This is a genomic window from Schaalia odontolytica (genome assembly GCF_009730335.1).
GTDB lineage: Bacteria > Actinomycetota > Actinomycetes > Actinomycetales > Actinomycetaceae > Pauljensenia > Pauljensenia dentiphila.
This window is the reverse complement of the sequence record NZ_CP046315.1, coordinates 415,502-436,763: the sequence shown is the minus strand read 5'-3', so window position 1 is coordinate 436,763 and position 21,262 is coordinate 415,502. Positions and strand designations below refer to the sequence as shown.

The 21,262-nt window shown below is 67.0% G+C and carries 17 protein-coding genes; 6 read left to right on the top strand and 11 right to left on the bottom strand.

The annotated features are described in order from the left end of the window. Positions 1 to 6: 6 nt before the first annotated feature. The 5 genes from FOC40_RS01940 to FOC40_RS01915 all read right to left on the bottom strand — a co-directional run bounded on the left by FOC40_RS01940 (position 7) and on the right by FOC40_RS01915 (position 6,807). Positions 7 to 1,251, bottom strand: a complete 1,245-nt coding sequence (locus FOC40_RS01940) for a hypothetical protein (protein ID WP_004565655.1) — start codon at positions 1,249 to 1,251, stop codon at positions 7 to 9. Between the two features lie 116 nt (positions 1,252 to 1,367). Beyond that, positions 1,368 to 2,231 carry an anaerobic ribonucleoside-triphosphate reductase activating protein gene (locus FOC40_RS01930; protein WP_004565659.1) on the bottom strand — a complete coding sequence of 288 codons (864 nt, stop codon included), beginning with the start codon at positions 2,229 to 2,231 and terminating at the stop codon, positions 1,368 to 1,370. Next, on the bottom strand, positions 2,182 to 4,047 hold the full coding sequence (locus FOC40_RS01925; protein WP_004565661.1) for a ribonucleoside triphosphate reductase: 1,866 nt from the start codon (positions 4,045 to 4,047) through the stop codon (positions 2,182 to 2,184). The genes FOC40_RS01930 and FOC40_RS01925 overlap by 50 nt, the downstream gene beginning before the upstream one ends. A 502-nt stretch (positions 4,048 to 4,549) precedes the next feature. Beyond that, a complete protein-coding gene (locus FOC40_RS01920; protein ID WP_004565665.1) occupies positions 4,550 to 5,074 on the bottom strand; it encodes a DoxX family membrane protein in 525 nt (174 codons plus the stop codon). A 641-nt stretch (positions 5,075 to 5,715) separates the two neighbouring features. Next, positions 5,716 to 6,807, bottom strand: coding sequence for a phosphatase PAP2 family protein (locus tag FOC40_RS01915; RefSeq protein WP_004565667.1), 1,092 nt, complete (start codon positions 6,805 to 6,807; stop codon positions 5,716 to 5,718). A gap of 261 nt (positions 6,808 to 7,068) precedes the next feature. Here FOC40_RS01915 and FOC40_RS01910 point away from each other — a divergent pair, with 261 nt between their 5' ends. From FOC40_RS01910 to FOC40_RS01890, 5 genes are all read left to right on the top strand, one after another. After that, a complete protein-coding gene (locus tag FOC40_RS01910; protein ID WP_039929669.1) occupies positions 7,069 to 7,527 on the top strand; it encodes a YbjN domain-containing protein in 459 nt (152 codons plus the stop codon). Then, on the top strand, positions 7,524 to 8,006 hold the full coding sequence (locus FOC40_RS01905; RefSeq protein WP_003791098.1) for a YbjN domain-containing protein: 483 nt from the start codon (positions 7,524 to 7,526) through the stop codon (positions 8,004 to 8,006). The genes FOC40_RS01910 and FOC40_RS01905 overlap by 4 nt, the downstream gene beginning before the upstream one ends. Positions 8,007 to 8,131: 125 nt before the next feature. Further along, a complete protein-coding gene (locus FOC40_RS01900) occupies positions 8,132 to 10,711 on the top strand; it encodes a DEAD/DEAH box helicase (RefSeq protein WP_004565671.1) in 2,580 nt (859 codons plus the stop codon). A gap of 611 nt (positions 10,712 to 11,322) precedes the next feature. Beyond that, positions 11,323 to 12,870: a hypothetical protein gene (locus tag FOC40_RS01895; RefSeq protein ID WP_004565673.1), complete on the top strand. Its 1,548-nt coding sequence runs from the start codon at positions 11,323 to 11,325 to the stop codon at positions 12,868 to 12,870. After that, positions 12,864 to 14,054 carry a S8 family peptidase gene (locus FOC40_RS01890; protein WP_004565674.1) on the top strand — a complete coding sequence of 397 codons (1,191 nt, stop codon included), beginning with the start codon at positions 12,864 to 12,866 and terminating at the stop codon, positions 14,052 to 14,054. The genes FOC40_RS01895 and FOC40_RS01890 overlap by 7 nt, the downstream gene beginning before the upstream one ends. A 1,754-nt stretch (positions 14,055 to 15,808) precedes the next feature. Here the strand turns inward: FOC40_RS01890 and FOC40_RS01885 are convergent. The 6 genes from FOC40_RS01885 to FOC40_RS01860 form a co-directional block, all read right to left on the bottom strand. Next, complete coding sequence (locus FOC40_RS01885; RefSeq protein ID WP_004565676.1) at positions 15,809 to 16,186, bottom strand: Rv3654c family TadE-like protein; 378 nt, start codon at positions 16,184 to 16,186, stop codon at positions 15,809 to 15,811. A gap of 50 nt (positions 16,187 to 16,236) precedes the next feature. Further along, complete coding sequence (locus tag FOC40_RS01880; protein ID WP_004565677.1) at positions 16,237 to 16,575, bottom strand: TadE/TadG family type IV pilus assembly protein; 339 nt, start codon at positions 16,573 to 16,575, stop codon at positions 16,237 to 16,239. Further along, positions 16,572 to 16,844 carry a DUF4244 domain-containing protein gene (locus FOC40_RS01875; protein ID WP_004565678.1) on the bottom strand — a complete coding sequence of 91 codons (273 nt, stop codon included), beginning with the start codon at positions 16,842 to 16,844 and terminating at the stop codon, positions 16,572 to 16,574. Before FOC40_RS01875 ends, FOC40_RS01880 begins: the two co-directional genes overlap by 4 nt. Positions 16,845 to 16,976: 132 nt before the next feature. Further along, positions 16,977 to 17,837 (bottom strand): type II secretion system F family protein, encoded by an 861-nt coding sequence (locus tag FOC40_RS01870; protein ID WP_231126046.1) that lies wholly within the window; start codon positions 17,835 to 17,837, stop codon positions 16,977 to 16,979. A gap of 383 nt (positions 17,838 to 18,220) precedes the next feature. After that, a complete protein-coding gene (locus FOC40_RS01865; protein WP_155844104.1) occupies positions 18,221 to 19,333 on the bottom strand; it encodes a TadA family conjugal transfer-associated ATPase in 1,113 nt (370 codons plus the stop codon). After that, positions 19,326 to 20,339, bottom strand: a complete 1,014-nt coding sequence (locus tag FOC40_RS01860) for a hypothetical protein (RefSeq protein WP_003795910.1) — start codon at positions 20,337 to 20,339, stop codon at positions 19,326 to 19,328. Before FOC40_RS01860 ends, FOC40_RS01865 begins: the two co-directional genes overlap by 8 nt. A 143-nt stretch (positions 20,340 to 20,482) precedes the next feature. On the opposite strand from FOC40_RS01860, the gene FOC40_RS01855 reads away from it, so the two are divergent. After that, positions 20,483 to 21,253, top strand: a complete 771-nt coding sequence (locus tag FOC40_RS01855) for an HAD family hydrolase (protein WP_003795913.1) — start codon at positions 20,483 to 20,485, stop codon at positions 21,251 to 21,253. Positions 21,254 to 21,262 lie beyond the last annotated feature (9 nt).

Below are 21,262 nucleotides of genomic sequence, written 5' to 3'. Positions count from 1 at the left end.
GTGGGGTCAGTCGTTCCAGCTGAACTTCTGGGGGCCGATCTCGCCGGTCGTACCGGTCATCCAGCCGCCGCGTGCCAGCGCGAAGGACTGGCCGGTCTTCGTGTTCCAGCAGCTGATGCCATCCTGCGTGGAGTGGCAGGCGTAGTCACCCTTGGTCGCTGCGGCGCCGTACGCGAGGGCGTTGCCGCCGCCCGGCACCGCGGCCTCGCAGGACTGGCCCGCCTTGTCCTTCGAGGCGGTGAGGACGCCGACCTGGCTGCCGCCGGAGCAGGAGGCGTATCCGTCCTCGGCCCAGTCGGATTCCTTGATGCCGCAGCTGACGCCATCAGCGGTGAAGGAACAGGTGATGTTGCCGGACGGGGACGAGAAAGAGTCCACGGTGATCGCGCCGGCGGGCGCCGGGTACTTGACGGGTTCCTCCGTGGTCGCGCTCGGGGAGGGCGTCGCGTGTGCGGGCGACGAAGAGGAGGCCGAGGGGGTCGCGTCCGAGCTCGTGGCCGGGCCCTCGTATCCGCGCGTGAAAACGTAGATGACGAAGCCGAGAAGGATCACTGCGATCAGGCCAAGGATGCCCAGGACGAGGCCCATCATCGGGAAGCCACGGCGTTCCTTCTCTTCCTTCGGCGCAGCCTCCTGCGAGACAGTGGGCTGCACCTGGTGGGAGGCGCCGACGCCCGGGTAGGCCTGCGGCGTGTACTGGGGGCGCGCGGGGGTAGCCGACGCGCTGGGGTAGGACGAGCCGGAGGACGCGCTCGGGTAGACGGCGGTCGCCTCGGGATCCTGAGCCCCCTTGCTGCCTATGATGGACTGACGCTGCACCTGGGCGACGACCTGCTCGCGGGCACCCACCTGCGGGACGGGAGCATTCGTGCCGACGACCGCAGAGTAGGGGGTGGTGCGCTCGACCTGCGAGTAGGAGTTCACGCCACCCTGACCGAGGACGTACATGCCGGATTCGGAGGTACGGATCGACGAGCCGGCGACCGCGCCGGACACGTCTCCGTGCATAACGAGGTAGCCGTTGGAGTCGATGTAGCCGTCATAGTCGTCGCGAGCCTCGAGGGCCGCGTTGACCTGCGGGTCGTTGAACTGGTGCAACCAGTCAAGCAGCCCGCGATAAGCGTGCGGATGCGCGGCCACGGCCGGGCGCAGCTCGGGGTAGCGGTACGCCAGCTGGCGCAGCGCTTCGGCGTCGGTCGACGGGTCCTGGGCAGCCGCCGCAGGATCGTCGAAGTGCAGCTCTTCAGCCATCGAAACTCCAGACTTCACGGTCACGAGGTTGTTACACAATACCGCGATCCGTGGTCACAAGTGAAACCTTCCCCATATTTATTCCCAACATGCGGCGCTGTCACTTGACAAATGCTCTACGAGTCCCCACGGAAGATAAACCTCTCAAAGTCCAGCGTTTCGATGTCCCGCGCGAGGGAACGAACCTGGTCGTCCCACCCAGGCCTCGTCGCGGAAAAGCCGTCGGGCGTCCCCATGTCGCGCGCCTGCTGAAGGGCGAAGATCCTCACCCCCATCTCGCGTGCCCGCGCCGCCACCTCGAAGCCGTCTCCAGGGCCGTCCGGGTAGACGGTCAGGCGCACCTCGTGGTCCACCTCGGGGTGGGCCAAAACGATGCTCAGCGACTCCCACGCCCGCTCGCCCGCGCCGCTGCGCCCGGCCACAGCCTCGTAATTGCCCCGGGTCGCCTTCACGTCGATGCCCACCCAGTCGACGAGGCCCGCGCCGAGCAGCTCCTTGAGGCGCCGCGGGTAGGGTCCCGCGGTATGCAAGCCCACGCCAAAGCCGAGCTCGCGCACGCGCGCCATCGCCGCCCCGAGCGCGATCTGGCGGGTTGCCTCGCCGCCGGAAAACACGACGCCATCAAGGAGGCCTCGCCTGCGCGCCAGCAGATCCTCGAGCGCCCCCCACGCGACCACGCCCGGGATGCGCGGGTCGATAATCGCACTGTTGTGGCAGTACGGGCACGCCCACGGGCACCCCTGCAGGAACAGGGACGCCGCGAATCTCCCCGGCCAGTCCACGGTCGACATCGGCACGAGGCCGGCGATCTGCAGGTCGTCCGGCGTCCACTCGCGCGCATCCCGCCCCCCGACGAGGCCGGGGACGCCCAGGCTCGGCGTGCCCTCCCGGGTTGCCCCGGCATCGTCGTCATGGGGACGGGCGCCCACGTCAGCGACTCCCCGCGGGAGGGAACGCGCTGACGAGCTCACCGTGCGCATCCGCGGCGCTCTCGGAGAACATCTGGCGCTCGTGGTACTCGCCCTTCTTACCGATGTTGAAGGACTGGACCGGGCGGAAGTAGCCCATGACGCGCGTCCACACCTCGCAGGCCTGCGGCTCCGCGTGGGGGTGGGCGGCCGCGCACTTCTCACAGGTGAAGTGCTCGCCAGCCAGGTAGCCGTGGACCGGGCAGATCGAGAAGGTCGGAGTGATCGTGATGTAGGGGACCTTGAAGGCCGTCAGCGAGCGGCGCACCATCTCTTTGCAGGCCTCGCCCGAGGACACGCGCTCGCCCATGTACAGGTGCAGGACCGTGCCGCCCGTGTACTTGCCCTGCAGGACCTCCTGATCCTCGAGGGCCTGGAACGGATCATCCGTGTATCCCACGGGAAGCTGCGAGGAGTTCGTGTAGTAGGGCTCATCGGGCGTGCCCGCATGGATGATGTCGGCGAAGCGCTTGCGGTCCTCCTTCGCGAAGCGGTAGGTCGTACCCTCCGCGGGGGTCGCCTCCAGGTTGTACATGTGGCCGGTGGCCTCCTGGAGCTCGACCATGCGCTCGCGCACTCGATCCAGGATGCGCACGCACATGTCGAAGCCGCGGGGGTCCGTCAGGTCGTAGGCGTCGTCGCTGAAGTTGCGCACCATCTCGTTCATGCCGTTGACGCCGATCGTCGAGAAGTGGTTATCAAGCGTACCCAGGTATCGCTGCGAGTAGGGGAAGAGGCCGTGGTCCATGTGGTACTGGATAGTCTCGCGCTTGATTTCGAGGGACTTCGAGGCCAGGTCGATGAGCTCATCCATGCGCGCAACGAGACCCTCCTCGTCGCCCTTGTAGAGATAGCCGAGGCGCGCCATATTGAGCGTGACCACGCCAATCGATCCGGTCAGCTCCGCCGATCCGAAGAGGCCGTTGCCGCGCTTGAGGAGCTCACGCAGGTCCAGCTGCAGGCGGCAGCACATGGAGCGGATCATGTGCGGGTCCAGGTCGGAGTTGATGAAGTTCTGGAAGTAGGGCAGGCCATACTTCGCGGTCATCTCGAAGAGGGCGTCGACATTCTCGCCCTCCCAGTCGAAGTCGGGCGTGATGTTGTAGGTCGGGATCGGGAACGTGAAGACGCGGCCGTCCGCGTCGCCGCCCGTCATGACCTCGATGAACGCGCGGTTGATGAGGTTCATTTCCCGCTGCAGCTCACCGTAGGTGAAGTCGACGACCTCGTCACCGATGAGGGGATGCTCGTCCGCGAGGTCATCCGGGCACGTCCAGTCGAAGGTCAGGTTCGTGAACGGGCACTGGCTGCCCCAACGCGAGGGCACGTTCAGGTTGTAGATGAGCTCCTGCATGCACTGCACGACGTCCTCGTACTCCATGTCGTCCAGGCGCACGAAGGGGGCCATGTAGGTGTCGAAGGAGGAGAATGCCTGGGCGCCCGCCCACTCGTTCTGGAGAGTGCCGAGGAAGTTGACGATCTGGCCGCACGCCGAGGAGAAGTGCTTGGGCTGGGCCGAGGCGATCGCGCCGCCCACGCCGTTGAAGCCCTCCTGGATGAGGCGCTTGAGGGACCAGCCGGCGCAGTATCCGGCGAACATGTCGAGGTCGTGAATGTGGTAGTCGCCCTCGCGGTGCGGCGCGCCGATCTCGGGGGTGTAGACGTGTTCGAGCCAGTAGTTGGCGACGATCTTGCCCGCCGAGTTCAGGACGAGGCCGCCGAGCGAATACCCCTGGTTCGCGTTGGCATTCACCCGCCAATCGGAGCGGTCGAGGTACTCCTGCACGGTTGCGATGGCGTCGACGTCGTAGCGGGGTGCGCTAGTCATTGTTCTTCCTGTCTTGATTCCGTTGTGTGCTGCGGGCTGCTGGGCACTGGGTGGGAGATGTGTGTGGTGTCGTGGGACTGCGTGGGGCGCCGTGCGCCTCTGACCCTGCGCTTCGGTGGGCGGCGGGCCGGTACTGCTGTTCGGTCGCGTGATCGACACGTCGTGGATGCTCCACCCTCGTGGGGCGAGGCCGTGGCACTGTGGGCGGAGGTGGTTTCCTCCGCCCGGCGTGAGGCCCCCCTAGATCTAGGGGAATGCGACCATCAATCACTAGATGTAATGCTTGATGCGAACAGTCACCACTATATCTAGTGTCATACGTGCGTCAGAAGCACGACGCGCGCGACGATCAGTTCCGCTCATCACGCGCGCGCTTTTTCAGCATCCACCGAGGACTAACGTCCCATTGTGGAGCCGCGCCCCGCGCTCCCCAGCCTGCCGCCAACACAGCGAGGCCGCGACCGGAAACACGGCCACGGCCTCGTTGAGACTGTCGGACGAATCAGATGAGGAAGGGCAGCTTCTTGACGAGCCCCAGGCCCTTCCACCACAAGCCCAGGCCGAGCGTATCGCCCGCGCTGGTCAGCGGAATCAGGATGAGAACGAGAGCGTAGACCAGGTGCTCATTGACGACCGGATTGAGGGAACCCCACACCCACGGGGCGACCGCCGCGTACATGAAGCCCAGCATGACAACGCCTGCGACAGCCGCGAGGCGCGTGCCAATCCCCAACAAGAATGCCAGGCCAATGCCCAGCAGGCCCAGCATGAACAGCCAATCCATGGCGGGCACGGCGAGCGACTCGAAGAAGGAGGCCAGGGGCTTGCCGGTCGTCGCGCCCGTCAGGTAGCTCTGCGCTGGCGTGCCGGCGTTGATCCACGCGCGCGAGGGGCCCGTCGAATAGTGCAGGCCAAACGTCTTATCCAGGAACGACCACAGGAAAATGAAGCCGACCGCGATGCGCAGCAGGGCCAGGACGAAGCGCGCGGGCTTGGAGGTGACGACGGCTGATGCGGAACGAGGCATGTCGGTCCTTTCGGGACGGAACTGCAGGTGGGCGTTGTGTGGGCGTCGACAGCGTGCCGCCCTCTCCCATTATCCACTGCCCAAACCGCGCAACGCTAGGGGCGGTTCACTGAGCGAGCCAACTGGAGGATGTCGCGAGGTTGATGAGGCCATCGAGCAAACAACTGCACACAAGTGGCGGCCCAGCGAAACCCGTGACACCACTGCTCAGGCGTCCAGGGGCAACCTTGAAACCAGCGACACCTTTGCTCGCCCACAATGCAGCAAAAACACACATTTCGAGCGAGCAAAGGTAATGGCGGTTTCACCCACGCACAAAGACCGGGCCACAAAGGTGACAGCGGTTTCAGCCTGGCAACGCGTTGCACCGAAAAGGCAAGCAATGCGGCAAGCGAGGTGTGGACGCGACACCTGTGCGGTGGCGACGGGGCCTGACCGGGCTCCGAGACGACGCGCCAATCAGCGACCCGGCCCCACCGGTGTGGAGGGCGCCGGAGGGACCGGAGGGCACGGGCGGGCTTCGAGACGACGCGCCGAGCGAAGCTCGCGGCGCGGACGGCCAGCGGGCGGGCCGCCACCCACCGGCACACACAGCGGCCAGGCCCGACAGCGCCCGGAACACCAGCGGCGCTCAGAAGGAATTACTCGCCCGCGAGGCGGTCGACCTCGTGCATGATGAGGCCGCACACGGCGCTCACCCACGCGACGGCTGCGACGCCGAGGACGCGGGAACGCCAGGGCCTTACCTGCAGGAAGTCCTCAAAACCGTAGCCGGATCCTGGGGACGCGGCGGACATACTGAAGCCCCACATGGCGGCGCCGGTGGCCAGCAGCGCGATGACGATGAGTCCGAGGCTCACCCACACCATGACGCGTTGGACTTTCGCGCCGTGTCGGGGGCGCCGCTCGATGGGCGACAGGGCGAGGGCCCACGCCCCAGCAATGAGGGCGGCGGTAATGACGTCGGAGGGGCGGTGCCAGCCTTCCATCATGACGGACACGCCCATGAGGGATGTCCACGCCCAGCCGATCCACGCGGACGGGCTGCGGAACCACTGGGGTGCGACCACGATGAGGGCCAGCGACAGGGTGACGGCGACGGTGGTGTGCCCGGAGGGCAGGGAGTTGCCGGCACCCGTCGTGACGCCCAGATTCGGGCGGGTGAGGATGTAATCCTTGAGGATCTGCGTCGTGATGTTAGCGCCGATGACAGCGCCGAGGGCACGCCCTGCGAGCGTGGGCCGCCGTCGCGCAGCGGCGACGAGGGCGACGACGATGCCGGCCGCGACCATAACGGGCACGGACACGATGCCGGTGATGAGGGTGGAGAAGGCCTCGTAGCGCCTCGCGGAGCGCATCGTGCCCTCCATGAGGATCGTGTCGAGGACTTGCCCGGGCGCGGTCGAGAGCGCCACGTAACTGATGAGCATCGTCAGCACCAGGCAGGTGGCGACTCCCCCGAGGCGTCGGGCGAGCTTGCGCCGGTACCAGGAGTCGGAGGTCAGGCGACGAGGCTGGGGCCCGCTCGCCGGGGCCTCGCCGTTGGTCTGGGGGCCGGGAGCGCGCCCTCGGGTGGGCCGCTGGGTAGCGGGGGCGCTGTCCGCTCGGGAGGAGCGACCGGCGGTCTCGGCGGATGCCGACGAGCGCGCGCGGGGGCGCACGGGGCGTGAGCCTTTGGTGTAGGACTCGTCGACGGTGGGGTCGGAGGGCAGGGCGGCGTTGGGGTCGTCCATGGTGTCCTCCGTTCGTGTCGATTCGATATTTCGTATCCACTGTAGTGGAGGGACGCGCGGGCGCGTGTATTGGTTCCGCCTTCTCGCGAATCGAAGGCAAGCACACAGCGGGTGGGCGGCCCGCGTACCTGCCCTCGCCTCGTCGAAAAGGCGTGGGAGGCCCCGTGTCAAGACTTGTCGGACAACGTGGGCGCGCGCGGGAGAGAGGCCTCGGTTACAGTGGGGGTGTCCGATTCTGTATGTCTCACGCGGGAGTTGTCAGTGGCTGCATCTTCACCTGTCAGCACCGATCGCATTCGGGATTTGCTGCGTTCCCGGGACGTGCGTTTCGGCGACTACAACGAGGGCGAGCTGGCGTATCTGACGCCGAACGCCGCTTTTTTCTGGAATGCGACAAACCCTCAGATTTTGCAGTTGCGCGCTCAGTGGCGCGGGATTGCGCGCACGCCGGAGCAGTTCGGTGAGCTTGCCCACGAGGTCGCGGCCTGCAATTCGACGCGCACGGGCCCGAAGGCGTACTTGGCGCCCCTACAGGATGGCACGCAGTACGGCCTGATCGCAGAGTGCAACGTTGTGGTCATGTCGGGACTTACGCAGGCTCAGTTGGATAATTTCTTTGAGACGTCCATGTCGATGATCATGGGTTTCTTCGCGGATCTTGAGGTGACGTTGCCCGGGTTCGTCGATTGGGATTCCCAGGGTCGGGAGGTGTCGCTGTGAACGTTCCATACCTGGTGCCCGAGGATGAGGTAACCCCCTACCCGGCCGATTTTGAGCGGGTCGTTCAGGCCGTGCGCGAGATGGGTTACGCGCTGGACGTGATCGAGAAGGGTCGTGCGGCGGGCGCTATTTTTGACGAGATTCCGTTCCTCGTGTCTTTCGATGCGGCGGGTCGCTTCCTGTCGATTCGCGCGCTGTGGGAGTCGGATCTGCCGGCCGAGAGCGCGGAGCCCGCGCTGTTCGCGACGGCCGACAACTGGAATCGCGAGAAGTATTTCCCGACGGTGTACACGGCGACCTCACCGGAGGGGACGCTGGGCGTGTACGCGGATTTCGTGGTGGACACGGAGGCCGGCCTGTCAGACGTGCAGCTGCGTGACGCGATTTCGTCGGGTATTTCGACGGGTATCGCGGCAATCCAGTACGTGAAGGAGTCCGCCTCCGAGGCGCTGGGGCTCGGTGAATCCGGGCGCGAATGAGCGCTGACCTCTCACCTTCTTCACAGACGTCTTCGTCGAACGAGGCCGGGGCTTCCTCGCCCGGTCAGGCACGCAATGGCCTGTCCTCTCCTTCTCCCGCGCACCTGCTCGATGTTCTGGAGCGCATGAGCGCCGGGGATGATCGGCTGCTCGGCCACGTGACGCTGCCGGGCCGATCGGGAAAGATCGCGGATTGGCCGCAGTGGGTGTCGCCCGCGGTCGTGGACGCGTGGGCGCGCCGGGGCGTGGAGCACCCGTGGATTCATCAGCGCGAGGCCTTGGACGCTGTGCGCGAGGGCCTTGACCCCGTGCTCGCGACGGGCACGGGGTCTGGCAAGTCGCTGGCCGCGTGGACGCCGATCCTCTCCGACCTGGTGGAGGCCGAGGATTCCTCGCGTATTTCCGGGATTCACCGCCGCCCGACGGCCCTGTACCTGGCTCCGACGAAGGCTCTGGCGGCGGACCAGCTGGCTTCGCTCATGTCGCTGCTTGGCCAGGATGGCAAGCCCGCCGACGTACAGGCGAGCGCAGACGCGGAAGGAAGCCCCAGCCTCGTCGATGAGAGGCTGCGCCGCGTGCGCGCGACGACCGTGGACGGGGATACGCCGCGCGAGGCGAAGGAGTGGGCGCGCGCGGGCGCTGACCTGATCCTGTCGAACCCTGATTTCCTGCACTACGTGATGCTGCCGTCGCACCAGCGGTGGTCGCGTTTCCTGGCGTCGCTGCGCCTCATCGTCATCGACGAGGCCCACCATTGGCGAGGCGTGACCGGCTCGCACATCGCGCTGGTCGTGCGCCGTCTGCTGCGCGTCGCCCACCACCTGGGGGCGGATCCGCGCGTCGTCATGCTGAGCGCGACCGTGCGCGACGCGGCTGCGGTCGGGCACGCGCTCACGGGCCGCGACGCGGTCGCCATCACCGAGGACGGATCGCCTGCGGGCGCCCACGAGCTGGTGCTGTGGCAGGGCGCGATCATGGCCGACGAGTCCGAAGTCGACATCTCTTCTTTCTTGGAGGCCCTCGACGCGCCGCCCGGCACGGCCACCCTCAAGGTCCCGATCGTTCGACGCAGCGCCGGGGTTGAGGCCGCCAACCTGGCCACCGCTTTCGTCGAGGAGGGGGCGCGCCTCCTCGCCTTTGTGCGTTCTCGCGCGGGGGCGGAGGCCGTGGCCGCTCAGGTGCGCGACCGGCTCTCGGCGCGTGGTTCCGCGAACGCAGGCCGGGTGGGCGCGTATCGCGGCGGTTACCTGCCCGAGGAGCGCCGAGCGCTCGAGGAGGCGATCCGCACGGGAGGAGTGCGGGCGCTCGCCACGACGTCCGCACTCGAAATGGGCCTGGACATCTCAGGCCTGGACGCGACGATCACGGTCGGCTGGCCGGGCACGCGCGCGTCCCTGCGCCAGCAGATCGGGCGCGCGGGTCGCGCGGGCGCGCCGGGCACGTCCGTACTCATCGCTTCCGCCAACCCTCTCGACGCGTACCTGGTGCGCCACCCGGAGCACATTCTCGGCGAGGTCGAGGCCTCCGTCATCGACCCCTCCAACCCGTGGGTGCTGGCCCCACACGTCGCCGCCGCGGCTGCCGAAATACCGATCACCCCATCCGATATCACCTACTTTGGCCAGGAACTGCGAGGCGTGACCGAGCGCCTCGTCGCCGACGGGTACCTCAAGCACAGGCCCGCCGGATACTTCTGGGACGCCACTCGTGCCGAGCGTCCCAGCGACCTCACCGACCTGCGCGGAGCCGCCGGCGACGTCCAGATCGTCGACGTGGCCACCGGCACCGTCGTCGGCACCATCGACCAGGCCTCCGCCGACGCCCACGTCTTCCCCGGCGCCATCTACATCCACCAGGGGCGCACCTTCCACGTGCTGAGCATCACCTCCCTCACCACACCCACCGCTCCCGCCACCCAGGGGTGGCCACGCGCACTCCTGCCCGAGGCCCCGGGCGGCACCCGGGGAACCGAGCGCCTCGGGGGCGGGGAGCGGGAGGGGGCCCAGGCCTCGTCGATCATCATCCCACCCGCGCGGACGGGCGACGCGCGCGTCGCCCTGGTCGAGGAGGTGCGCACTCCCCTGCGCACACGCTCGACGACCCACACGAGCGTCGAGGTCTGCGCGGTCGAGGAGACCTACGTGTGCGGGGACGGCACGGTCACCTGGCATCACGGGCCGACGAACGTGTCGACGCGGGTCACCGACTATGACCTACTGCGCCTGCCCGGGCTCGAATTCATCCGCAACATCGAGCTGTTCCTACCCACCCACACGCTGCCCACGAAGTCCACATGGTTCACCCTCACCCCGGCGGCGCTGGCCACGATGGGGATCGAGGCCGCGGACCTGGCGGGCACCCTGCACGCCACCGAGCACGCGATGATCGGGATCCTGCCCATCGTCGCGACCTGCGACCGCTGGGACCTGGGTGGCCTGTCCACCGAGCTGCACGACGACACGGGCGCGCCCACCGTCTTTATCCACGATGCGTTCCGAGGCGGCGCCGGGCACGTGCTCGCCGGCTTTCACAGCGCTCGGTCCTGGGTGGCCGCGACCCTCGAGGCCATCTCCTCCTGCGACTGCGAGTCCGGGTGCCCACGCTGCGTCCAATCCCCCAAGTGCGGCAACGGCAACGAACCCCTGTCCAAACAGGGCGCGATCACGCTGCTTACCTACCTCCTGGAGCGCGCGCCCGGGGCGTGATGCGGTGCCGTCATATGACTTGTTTTCTTGAACGCCTGGTCATATGCTGATCAGCGTCTCATTATGTTCCGCAGGACACGCGTTGGGCGGACTCACTACGCAGGAGGTGCGCCATGGCTGACGTCGCTTTCGATTCCAACAAGCACGCCCAAACTCGGCAGGACGTCGAACAAGGGGAGGGCGGCAATAGCCTCCAGCTCCGAGGCAATCACTCGTCTCTCCTACGGACAATACGAGCGTTTCTGGACCGATGAGGCGGGTCCCCAGGCACTGCGGAACGCGTTTATCGCTTTCCTCGGCGCATACGACAAAATTGCCGCTACCGAGCGCGACACTCTCCGCTCCTTCGGGCGCAATGTCGATCAAGCGATCGAAGACTTTGCCGCCGTTGAACAGGCTACGGGGGACGAGCTGAAGGCGCTTCGCGAGTCGATGGGCGACCCATCGACCTACACCTCACCAACACCCACTTCTTCGACGAACCCTTCCTCCTCACCTGCCGGTGGATCAGCACCAAGTACCGATCCCGCAACGACGGCGGGCACCAGCGGCGCGCCCACCCAGGACGCACAGACAGATTTCTAGCACGGAGAGCTCGATAGGAGACAGACATGGTGAGTAGCCCCATGTACGACCGCCTCATGAAGTTCGTTGAGGGCGTGGAGGAATCCCGCAAACTCAGCGGCTACGACTCCGAACACTCCGCGATCATTGCCGGAATGGGGATGATGAGTGCCAGGGTGTCCCACTTCAAGGAATACCAGGGTTTCGAGGGACAAACGGGCGAGGCCATTGACGGCTGGATCGATCGGACGCAGCAACGCTACAACAGCGAGCGACAGGGGTACGTGACCGGCACCGAGCACTACGTCGAAGGACGGCGCCTGCTCGTGCACGCCGCCGAGGACGCTAAGCTCCTATCACCAACGCTCCTAGACAAGGCAACCGAAGCAATGCGGGGGCTTGCTCAGGTCGTCATTCCTGTCACGAAGCACATGGGCCCATTCGGAGAGACCATCAACACCATCGCCACGACCGGCGCCGCCTACGTGGACGCGATCGAGGCACAGGCAAACGCGCAGCGCGAGGCTGCGGCCACGGCAATCCTGCAGCGAGTCAACGACGAGGCGCAGAAGCTTGCCGATCAGTTGCAGGCTCATACTCAGCGGGTAGAGGAATTCACCACGGGACTCACGAACGTTGAAATACCTCCCACAAACGGCCCTTCATCTCCTTCTGTCAGCGATCAGCTGAACCAAGGCAACATGTGGGTATCGCCCCACGAAGCAGGCGTGTACGGAGCCAGCCGCGATGACGACTACGGCCGTTCCGACCTTCGGGGGCAAGGGTCGGGCTTGTACGCGGACGGATACGACGAGGGCGGTCCCATCGATTCCCGCGTCATGTCTTCGAAGCGTATTCCCAACCAATACATTTCCGAAGGAGAGCTTGGATCACGCCTGAACCCCGTCACCGATCCGCAGGATCTGATGGATATCGACCTGCTGCACACGCGCGTCAACGGTGACCGTCACGCGAACGGCGTCATTGGCGGTCACACCCCGGCTTCCCCCGTCGATCGCGATCATCCTTTGTGGCGTCTCAACGGTGGCCCTGCCAGCGAATCATCGACGGCTGGTCGCCTCGGTGGAGCCGGCATCCTCGGCGCAGGGGCGCTGGGTCTTCGCGGCTCCGCTCGCATGGGTTCTGCCACGTCCAGCATGGGGCGAGCCGGTGGAGCGGGAGTCGGAGGCTCAGCTGCTTCAGCTGCCCTGCGCACCGGTTCCTACTCCGGTGCGGGATTCAGCAAGTACACACCCCCTGCTCCTGCCGGTGCGACGGGGGCTGGTGCCAACGGAACCTCCGGAGTGACGGGCATGTCGGGGACGCCCGGCGGCGCGAATGGCGCTGGAAGCTCCGCGGCCGGCGGTCGCACCCAGGGAGCCGGCGGTTTCATGGGCGCTGGCGGCGCTGGCGCTGGAGGAAAGAAGGACGAGAAGAAGGCCCAGCGACGCCGCTACACTCCATTCCGATTTGAGGACGATGAGGACGAGCTGCCCGAGGGCTACGTGAACCCACTGTCGCAGACCTACGGGTCCGACAAGGACCTTTCGCCCGCACCACGCAAGGACGACGGATGGGATCCCCGCCAATGGTGACACGTAGGAACAACACGGCGCGCCTGCTCGGCGTCGCGGCCTCAACCCTGGTGCTCGCCGCCGGGGCCACCACCCTGCCGTCCGGACCAGCGCAGGCGGCGGACATCATCACTGCTGCCGACCAGCCCTATTTCGCGTACTACCACCTCGACCAGGCGCGCGCGAAGGGCTACACCGGGCAGGGGGTCACGATCGCCATCCTGGATGGCGAGGTCGACACCAGCGCGCCCGAGCTGGCGGGTGCCGACATCACCGACAAGACACCTTGCACCGTCACCTCCAGCGCATCCACCAGGCAGCACGGAACGGATGTCGCATCCGTACTCGTAGCGCATGATTACGGGATTGCTCCCCAGGCAAAACTGCTGACGTATCGCATTCCCCTGACGTCTGCTGGCGACACTTCTGGAAGCGACTGTCGCGGACAGCGCAGTGTCAGTAAAGACGATATTTCTTCTCTGCTCAACACGGCCATGAACGATGGGGCAATGATTATCAGCCTGTCACTGGCCGGAACGAGTAATAGCGACTCACTTAAGTGGGCGATGGCTCGCGCTCTTTCACAGGGGGTCATTATCACTGCCGGTGCAGGCAATGATGCAAAGGAACAAACCTATGGGTCTTTCGGCCATTGGTCTGGAGTTGTCAGCGTCAGCGCGATTGGCACCGACGGTAATCGCCAAGACTACTCCTCGTGGGGAGAAGGTGTAGTCAGCGCTGCGGTAGGTGGGCCTATCACCGTAAGAAACCTACAGACACAACAAAACGAACAGGCTTTCGGCACCTCGTTCGCGACTCCCCTCGTCGCTGGTTCTCTTGCGCTCGCCCGACAGAAGTGGCCCCAGGCCACCTCGAATCAGCTTCTGCAGCTCCTCATTCACACGGGAACCAACCCGGACCACACGTGGAACAAGTACACGGGCTACGGCGGCGTCGCTCCCGGCGCGATGGTGAACACCGATCCCATCCAGTACCCGGACGAGAACCCTCTCACAAACAAGAGCACGGGTCCAGAACCGACGCCCGAGGAGATCGAGCAGTACACCGACGGCGTTGTCTCCCCCTTTGCGATCGCCTACGACAACTCCTACACCTACCGGGGCCTGGACGAGAACGTGATCGGCGACAGCCAAAACCCCTACCCCACTCACCTGGGGACCAGCCCGCGCTACCACGGCAAGTAAGCCCACGGGGGCGCGGGGTGTCGTTTGGTGTGTCCGCTTGATGCCTAGCTATGGCTACCAACCAGCAATTCCGCATGCAATTCCCGTGAGTGGATGTCGGGCTTTGGGATCTAATCGTTGATATTCTGCGGTTTCTTAGCTTGTATCGATTCGCGCCGCGGGGGAATTGCATGCAAAATTAGCTGGCGGTGGTGTCAGCGCCGCGCGCTTCGGCCATCCGCGCCGTAAGCTTCGCTCGGCGCGTCGGCTCGCTGTCCGGCCAGGCCCCGCCGCCCAGCCTTCCGATCTCTCCGGCGCCCACGGGCACCGCGGCCAGGCCGTGCGGTCCCTCCGGTGCCCTCGGTACCGGAGGGGCCTTCGCGGCTGATGTTGCTCGGCGCGTTGCCCTGATGCCCAGCTATGGCTGTCAACCAGCAATTTCGCATGCAATTCCCCCCGTGACTCTTTCAAACATTGAATTTGCATTGTTGGAATTGCGCCACTTTCAGGCATTGCTGAAACTTCATCCAATCGAATTGCATGCGGAATTGGGGGATGAAGACTCATCTCTATAACCGCGCTTGTTCCTCGTGGCATTGCGCTACTTACGGGAGTATGCACTGCCTAGTAGCTAGCGCAATGGTGTGCGAGCGGGTGCACTGCTTGCCTATTCGGTGCGACGCGTTGCCGGGCTTGAAACCGGTGACACCTTTGCAGGTCTGTGTGGGTGCGGGCTTGAAACCGATGACGCCTTTGCGTGGGGAAAATGCTGGTTTTCCGGGTGTTGTGGGCTCGCAATGGTGCTGTTGGTTTCATTGCTCGGCCTCGGGGAGGCGTGCAGTGGTGCTGTCGGTTTCATTGTGCTCCACGCTGGTGCCTTCCGGGCATTGGGGACGTCAAGGCTCGGGACATGGTGGGGATTTTGCACTACATGAAGCTCTCCGGCCGCGTGTCACCGGCGTGTCGCGGTTCTAATGACGCTATTTCCCCCATTTGGTGGTGCGATCACCGCCTGACGCAGCGCCTGGTGACCCTCATGTCGTGCAATTCCCCCCCGTTTGGTGGTGGCGAGGCCGCAACGTGAGGTGGTGTGCTCGCCAAAGTGCAGACCCATTAGCTGAAAACAGCCAAAAATAGGCCGTTTTGGATGAATGGGTCTGTACTTTGGCGGATTCGGTGTCACTCTCGGTGTGCTGCTCGCACACGAACCCCTCAACATGCGCGTTACCCCGTTGATACGCACGTAAACCCCTAGATGTGCACCTGGGCGGGGCTGCCTACGTGCATGTCATCGGGCCCGCGTGCGGGTAAGAGGGCCCGGGTGCATGTCATCGGGCCCGCGTGCGCAGGACGCGTTCACAGAAACAGAAGCGGGGCCTGACGACTCGCAGGCATCCCGACGCCCTCTATCTATATGCCCAGGGAGACGACGGAGGCAAGACCCCGAAGGGTCCCACCTCTCGTTGCACGCGGTGGCCGCGCCGTCGGCGCTGACAAGTCACGCTACCAGCAACACGCAGTGTCCTATAACCCCGCATCCGTGACATCGCTCGGGCCGAATGCGCTCAGTGCACGAAACCCGCCAGCACATACTCGAAGGGGCCGGCCATAAGGCCGACCCCTTCGAGTATCCCATCAACACAGTGCAAGTCTTCCGATGCGCTCCCTTTCTTGGCTCACCCTTTGTGGGTGTCGCCCTTGGCTTGATGACTATTAGTGTACGGACCCCACCTGTGGGAACCATTGAACGAACCTGGCAATTTCCTGTGAATTTATCACCGCTCGGGTCCGGCGCGAGCCCGAGCGCTCACATTCGTTGAAAAACCGGCGATTCTTACTGGCTGCGTGAGGATCACCAGGCAGTCGAGATCACGCACCTCGCAGGATTGAACGCCCACGCCATTCGCCTCAGCGACGGCGAAGGCCGCCCCGCATGGCCGCTCCCCCACGTCCTCCCAGCCGGCCGTTGCTGACTGCTCTGCCCCCGCCAGAGCCGCCAGGTCGGCGACGGCCTGCAGGCGCACCCGCTCGCGGTGAGCGACGCCAACACCGCCAAGGACCACCACAAGCACGAGGGCCAGGACGATGAGCCCCACGGAATTGATGGTCCCCGACCCTTCCTCGTCGGAACGGTCGCCGGCACGCCCATACACGACAGGCTCACCTCGGTACACAGCCGCCCCCCTACCTCGTGATCGCAGCGTCACGGCAGGTCCCCCTCGTCGATGGTGGTCACCGAGCATCGGGCGATGCCCCCGATCCAGCCGGCTGCCCCTCGGTAGGGGGCGGTGCCGGTGACGCTCACCCACCCGCCGGTGCGTGTCACCTCGTAGGATCCGGGCGGGTAGGCGGCCGAGGCCGCTCCCTGCGGGTCGGTCTGCCCGATGGAGGCGGCCCGCGCGCCCTCGCGCACCGCCTGACACAGGGATGTTCCGGTCATCCCCGCCTGAGCAGCAGCGACGATGACACCGACGACGAGGGTGACGGCGACGAAACCGATGGCGTGTTCGACGGTGACGTATCCGTTCTCGTCGCTGTTCATCGGGTGTTCAGCGCCTCCTGAATGATGGATTCGAGGGCGGCTCGCACCGTGTCCGATTTGAGGATTACGATGAGCAGGCCCGCGAATCCGGCGGCTGCGATGGTGCCGATCGCGTACTCGACGGTGGTCGCACCCTCCTCGGGATCGCGTCCCTCGGTGGGCTCGGCTGAGGTCCGGGGCCGCAGGGCCCGAGCGCCCTCCTGCACGGCCGCCATCGCGATGAGCTGAGCGCGCGTGGCTGCGCAGTCGATTCTGTCGATGATCGTCATTGATCTGTCCTTTCTTCCTTCGCGCGCGGTCACGCGCAGGACCAGTGTGCGCGGGGCCGGCCCACGTTTCCAGGCGGATTCGCACCCCTGTGGATAACCAACGAGGCCCCGCAACCCCTGTGGATAACCCGCCTACACACCGATTCCTCCCACGAGATGCGCAAGCAGGGGTGCGATACCCAGGGACAGGAAGGCGGGCAGGAAGAAGACGCCGAGCGGACCGACAAGGCGGACGCTCAGCTCCTCGGCCTGCGCCTTCGCGTCGACGAGGCGGGAGCGGCGCTCCCACGCGGCACTTCGGGCGAGCAGCGTTTCCGGGGCGGTTCCGCTGGTCCACGAGGCCTCAAGCGCATCACGCAGGGGATGGCTCCACTCGGGGGTGTCCTCCCATGCGTCCGCCCAGGTTGCCCCGAGCCGCAGCGAGGCGGCGGCCCACGTCAGTGCCTCGGTGGTACTGGCGTCGGCCAACGCGTCGAGAGCGCGGGGAATTGCCGCGCCGCAGGCCAGGGCGGAGGCAACGAGGTCGCAGGCGAGCGCGCCGTCTATCCCCTCCTCGACGCGCCTGCACCGGGCGAGGATCCGTCGACACGAGGCGACGCCCGCCGCCCACGCGACTCCCCCCACGAAGGCGCACATACGGCCCACTGTTCCTCCCATGTAGAACTGCCAGGGCGATGCCCCCAACGCGAGCGCGCACGCGATCCCCACGAGGGGAAGGGCCGCGAGGACACGCGCGGACATGAGCGGGCCGGCGGCGGCGACGCGACGCGCCTCCTCGAGCGCCTGCGCGTCGTCTATCGCGCTGCCGATCGCGTCGAGCACGTCGGCGAGGGGAGCGCCGAGGTCGTGGCTGAATCGGCAGGCGAGGGCGACGGATGCGGCGCTCACACGGGATGCGGCCACTCCCGGTGCCCTTTCTGCTCTGCGCAGGGAGCGCCAGCGCGTCGGCGCGCGCGCCCACTCGTCGAGGACGGCAGGGTAGGAATCATCCACGCCGACGCTCCCTCCCGCATCGATGCGCGCCAATGCGAGGCCCCAGGCAAGGGAGGTGGGGGCTCCCGCGCGCAGACGGGTCGCAACCTCGGCGACGAGGAGGGAGAGCTCGCGCGGGGTGGGTGGACCCTGTGCGCGGCCTCGGTGGCGCGCGGATCTTCCCGGCCCGGGGATTAGCCGACCCCACCGCCCCCGGGCCTCGCGCCCCGGGCTACACACGCGCGTCGGCCGCGCCCACGCGCACACGATGCGCTTCTCACGCGCTCCCCGATACACCGCGCCACAACACTGACAACACAACGCAACCACGCTTATAACGAACACGCTGACCGCCGCCACCTCGCCAAGGCCGAGGCAGTCCACGAACGCATCCCAGCCCGACCTCATAGCCCGACCCGTCGGGCGAGGGAGGCCCATGCCTCATGCGTGGTGACGCAGCCATCGGCGGTGGCGCTGAGCGCGAGAGCGCACTCAAGAGACCCGCGAGCGCGCGTGAGGACCCCGACCTCGGACACCCATCGGTGCCCGGAGGGGGCTCGGCGCAGGTGGAGGACGGCGTCGATGGCGCTGGCGGCCTGGGCGGCGACGGCATGCTCGCTCATCCCGGCGAGCGCTCCGAGGGCGGCAAGCCGTGCGGGCACGTCGTGCGCCCCGTTGGCGTGGATCGTCGCCCAACCGCCGTCGTGCCCGGTGTTGAGGGCGGTGAGGACGTCGCGCACTTCGGGGCCTCGGCACTCGCCGAGGACGAGGCGGTCGGGGCGCATGCGCATGGCCGCGCGCACGAGGTCAGCGAGGGTGACCGCGCCCCTCCCCTCGACGTTAGGGGCGCGCTCGATGAGGTGCACGCAGTGCGGGTGAGCGGGCGCGATTTCTGTGACCTCTTCGATGCAGACGATCCGCTCACCAGCGGGGACAAGGGCGAGCGCGGCGCTCAGGAGCGTCGTTTTCCCACTTCCGGTTGCCCCGCTGACGAGGACGTTCGCGCGCGAGGCGACAAGGGCCCGCAGGAGCGTCCCCACCGAGCCGGGCAGAGTCCCACAGGCCGCGAGGTCCGAGATGCCCAGCCGACGGGTGCCGAGGACGCGCAGGGAGATGAGTGTGCCGGATCCCGACACGGGCGCGAGGACCGCGTGGAGGCGCACGCCCCCGGGCAGGGTGCCGTCCGCGATGGGGCGCGCATCATCGAGGCGCACGCCGCTGGCGCTCGCGAGGCGGATGGCGGCGCGGCGGGCGTCCGCCTCGTCTTTGATACCGGCGTCCACGCGGACGAGGCCACCTCCTCGGTCAACCCACGCCTGAGTGCCGTTGATGAGGACGTCGGTGACGGCTGGGTCGTCGAGGAGGCTCGCGAGGGGCGGGTCCATGCCGCGTTGCCGGGCGCGTAGGGTCTCCAGGGTGGAGGTGACCGCGGCGGCTCCGCAGCCAGGCGGCGCGGACGCGGCGGCCGCACGAGCGGGGTCCTCACCGCGGGCGAGCAGGCGCAGCGCGTCACGCATGGCGCGCCTCGATCGCGAGGAGCTCACCCGGTGACGACACGGCCCCGCCTGCATGCGCGGCGGAGGCGGATTCGAGAGCGCGGATGAGGCCGCGCAGGTCCCGCCCGGAGCGCGTTGGGGCGCGCAGGATGGAACCGGGGGCGCACGCGCGCAGACCGGCTCCCCAACGCTCACCAGCACTCACAAGCGTGATCGCGGGACATGGAGGGGGAACCGCCGTGCATGTCGCCGACAGTGCGGCGGCCCCCTCCAGGTCCCCGTGGGTCACGACGATAAGCGCGTCGGCGTGGATCGCGGACACACATCGGGCGGCTCGCTCGTCCCATCGGCCCGCGTCCACGATGAGGGGCGCGTCGAGGGATCGGCACGCGGCGACCACGCGGGGATCGTCGGCGGCGGCACCGCCTCGGGAGTCCCCGACGAGGGCCCGCACGCCCCCGACGACGGGCAGGTGCTCACGCAGCGACGGTAGATAGGAGTCCTCGGATGCGTCGAGATCCGCCCAGCGCACGCCGGGCACATCATGGTCAGCCGCGAGCGCAACACCGGGCACGGACCCGGACGCGTCGACGACGACTGCATCGCCCGACCTCGTTCGGCGGGCACCGCGCTCCCGGCGCCATACACCCCCTCGGACACTCCGACGACGCCCGCGCTCACGTGCCAGCAGCCGCACAATGCCGGTGACCCCAACCCCGCCGGCGATCCCGGCGACCACCCACACCGCACCCGATCGGCGCGTGCGGGAGGATGCCTCGGCGATGAGGGACACGAGAAGCGCGGTGTCCCCCGGTAGGCTCACCTGACCGCCCTGCCCGACGCGCACGCAGGGTGTTCCCTCGGGCACGGGAGCCGACGCGGAAGCGAGGATCAACGAGGCCTGGCCCGGGTTCGAGCACACGCGCGCCCCTGCGAGCACTACGGCATTGCGCACGCCGTCGAGGTCGGGTGGAACGAGTCCGATGAGGGCGACGGTTCCTCGATGTGGGGCGACATGGGCGTTCATAAGACGACAATGCGCCCGCACCGGTTGTCTGGTCCACCCGCGTGCGCGTCCCTGTGGACAACGCCAACCCGAGGTGCGAGGCTGTGCATAGAGGGGTCCGATGGAGGACCCCTGTGGATTGAGCCAACGCTGGAGTAAACGCAATGGTACGCGCGGCCTTCTTCGACCTGGATAAGACGATTCTGGACACGTCCTCGAACGTGGCTCTGTCCGGCCCGTTCATCGAGGCCGGCCTCATGAATCGGCGCACCGCCCTCGCCTCCGTCCTGGTTCAGCTGCCCTACCTGCTCGCGGGCGCGGACGAATCGCGCATGGAGCAGATGGCGCAGGCGCTGGGACGCATGGGGCGAGGCTGGAACGCCGCGTTCCTTGAGGCAACGGTGGAGGACGCGCTCGAGCGCACGATCCAGCCCGTCTGCTACGCGCAGGCGCTCGCGCGCATCGAGCAGCACAAGCGCGCGGGAGACATCATCGTCATCGCCTCGGCATCGGTCGAGCAGGTGGTACGTCCCATCGCGCAGATGCTGGGGGCGGACGAGGTCCTCGCCTCGCGCGCAGCGGTCGACGAGGACGGGTGTTTCACGGGCGAGATCACGCACTTCAACCAGGCACAGGGCAAGGCGGATGCCTGCGAGGCCCTGGCTCGCGCGCGCGGCTGGGACCTGTCAGACTGCTCGGCCTACTCGGATTCGGTGTCAGACGCGCCGCTCCTGCGCCTCGTCGGCCACCCCTACGCGGTCAACCCGGACCGCGGCCTGCGCGAGATGGCGCAGCGCGAAGGCTGGCCAACCCTCACGTTCACGTCCACGGTGCGCGTCCTACCGCGCGAGGTTCCTACGCCCGCGAAGGTCGCGGTGCCTTTCATCGCCGGCATCGCCGTTGGCGCGGCGGCCTGCGCGCTCCTGCGCCGCTGAGAAACAGCC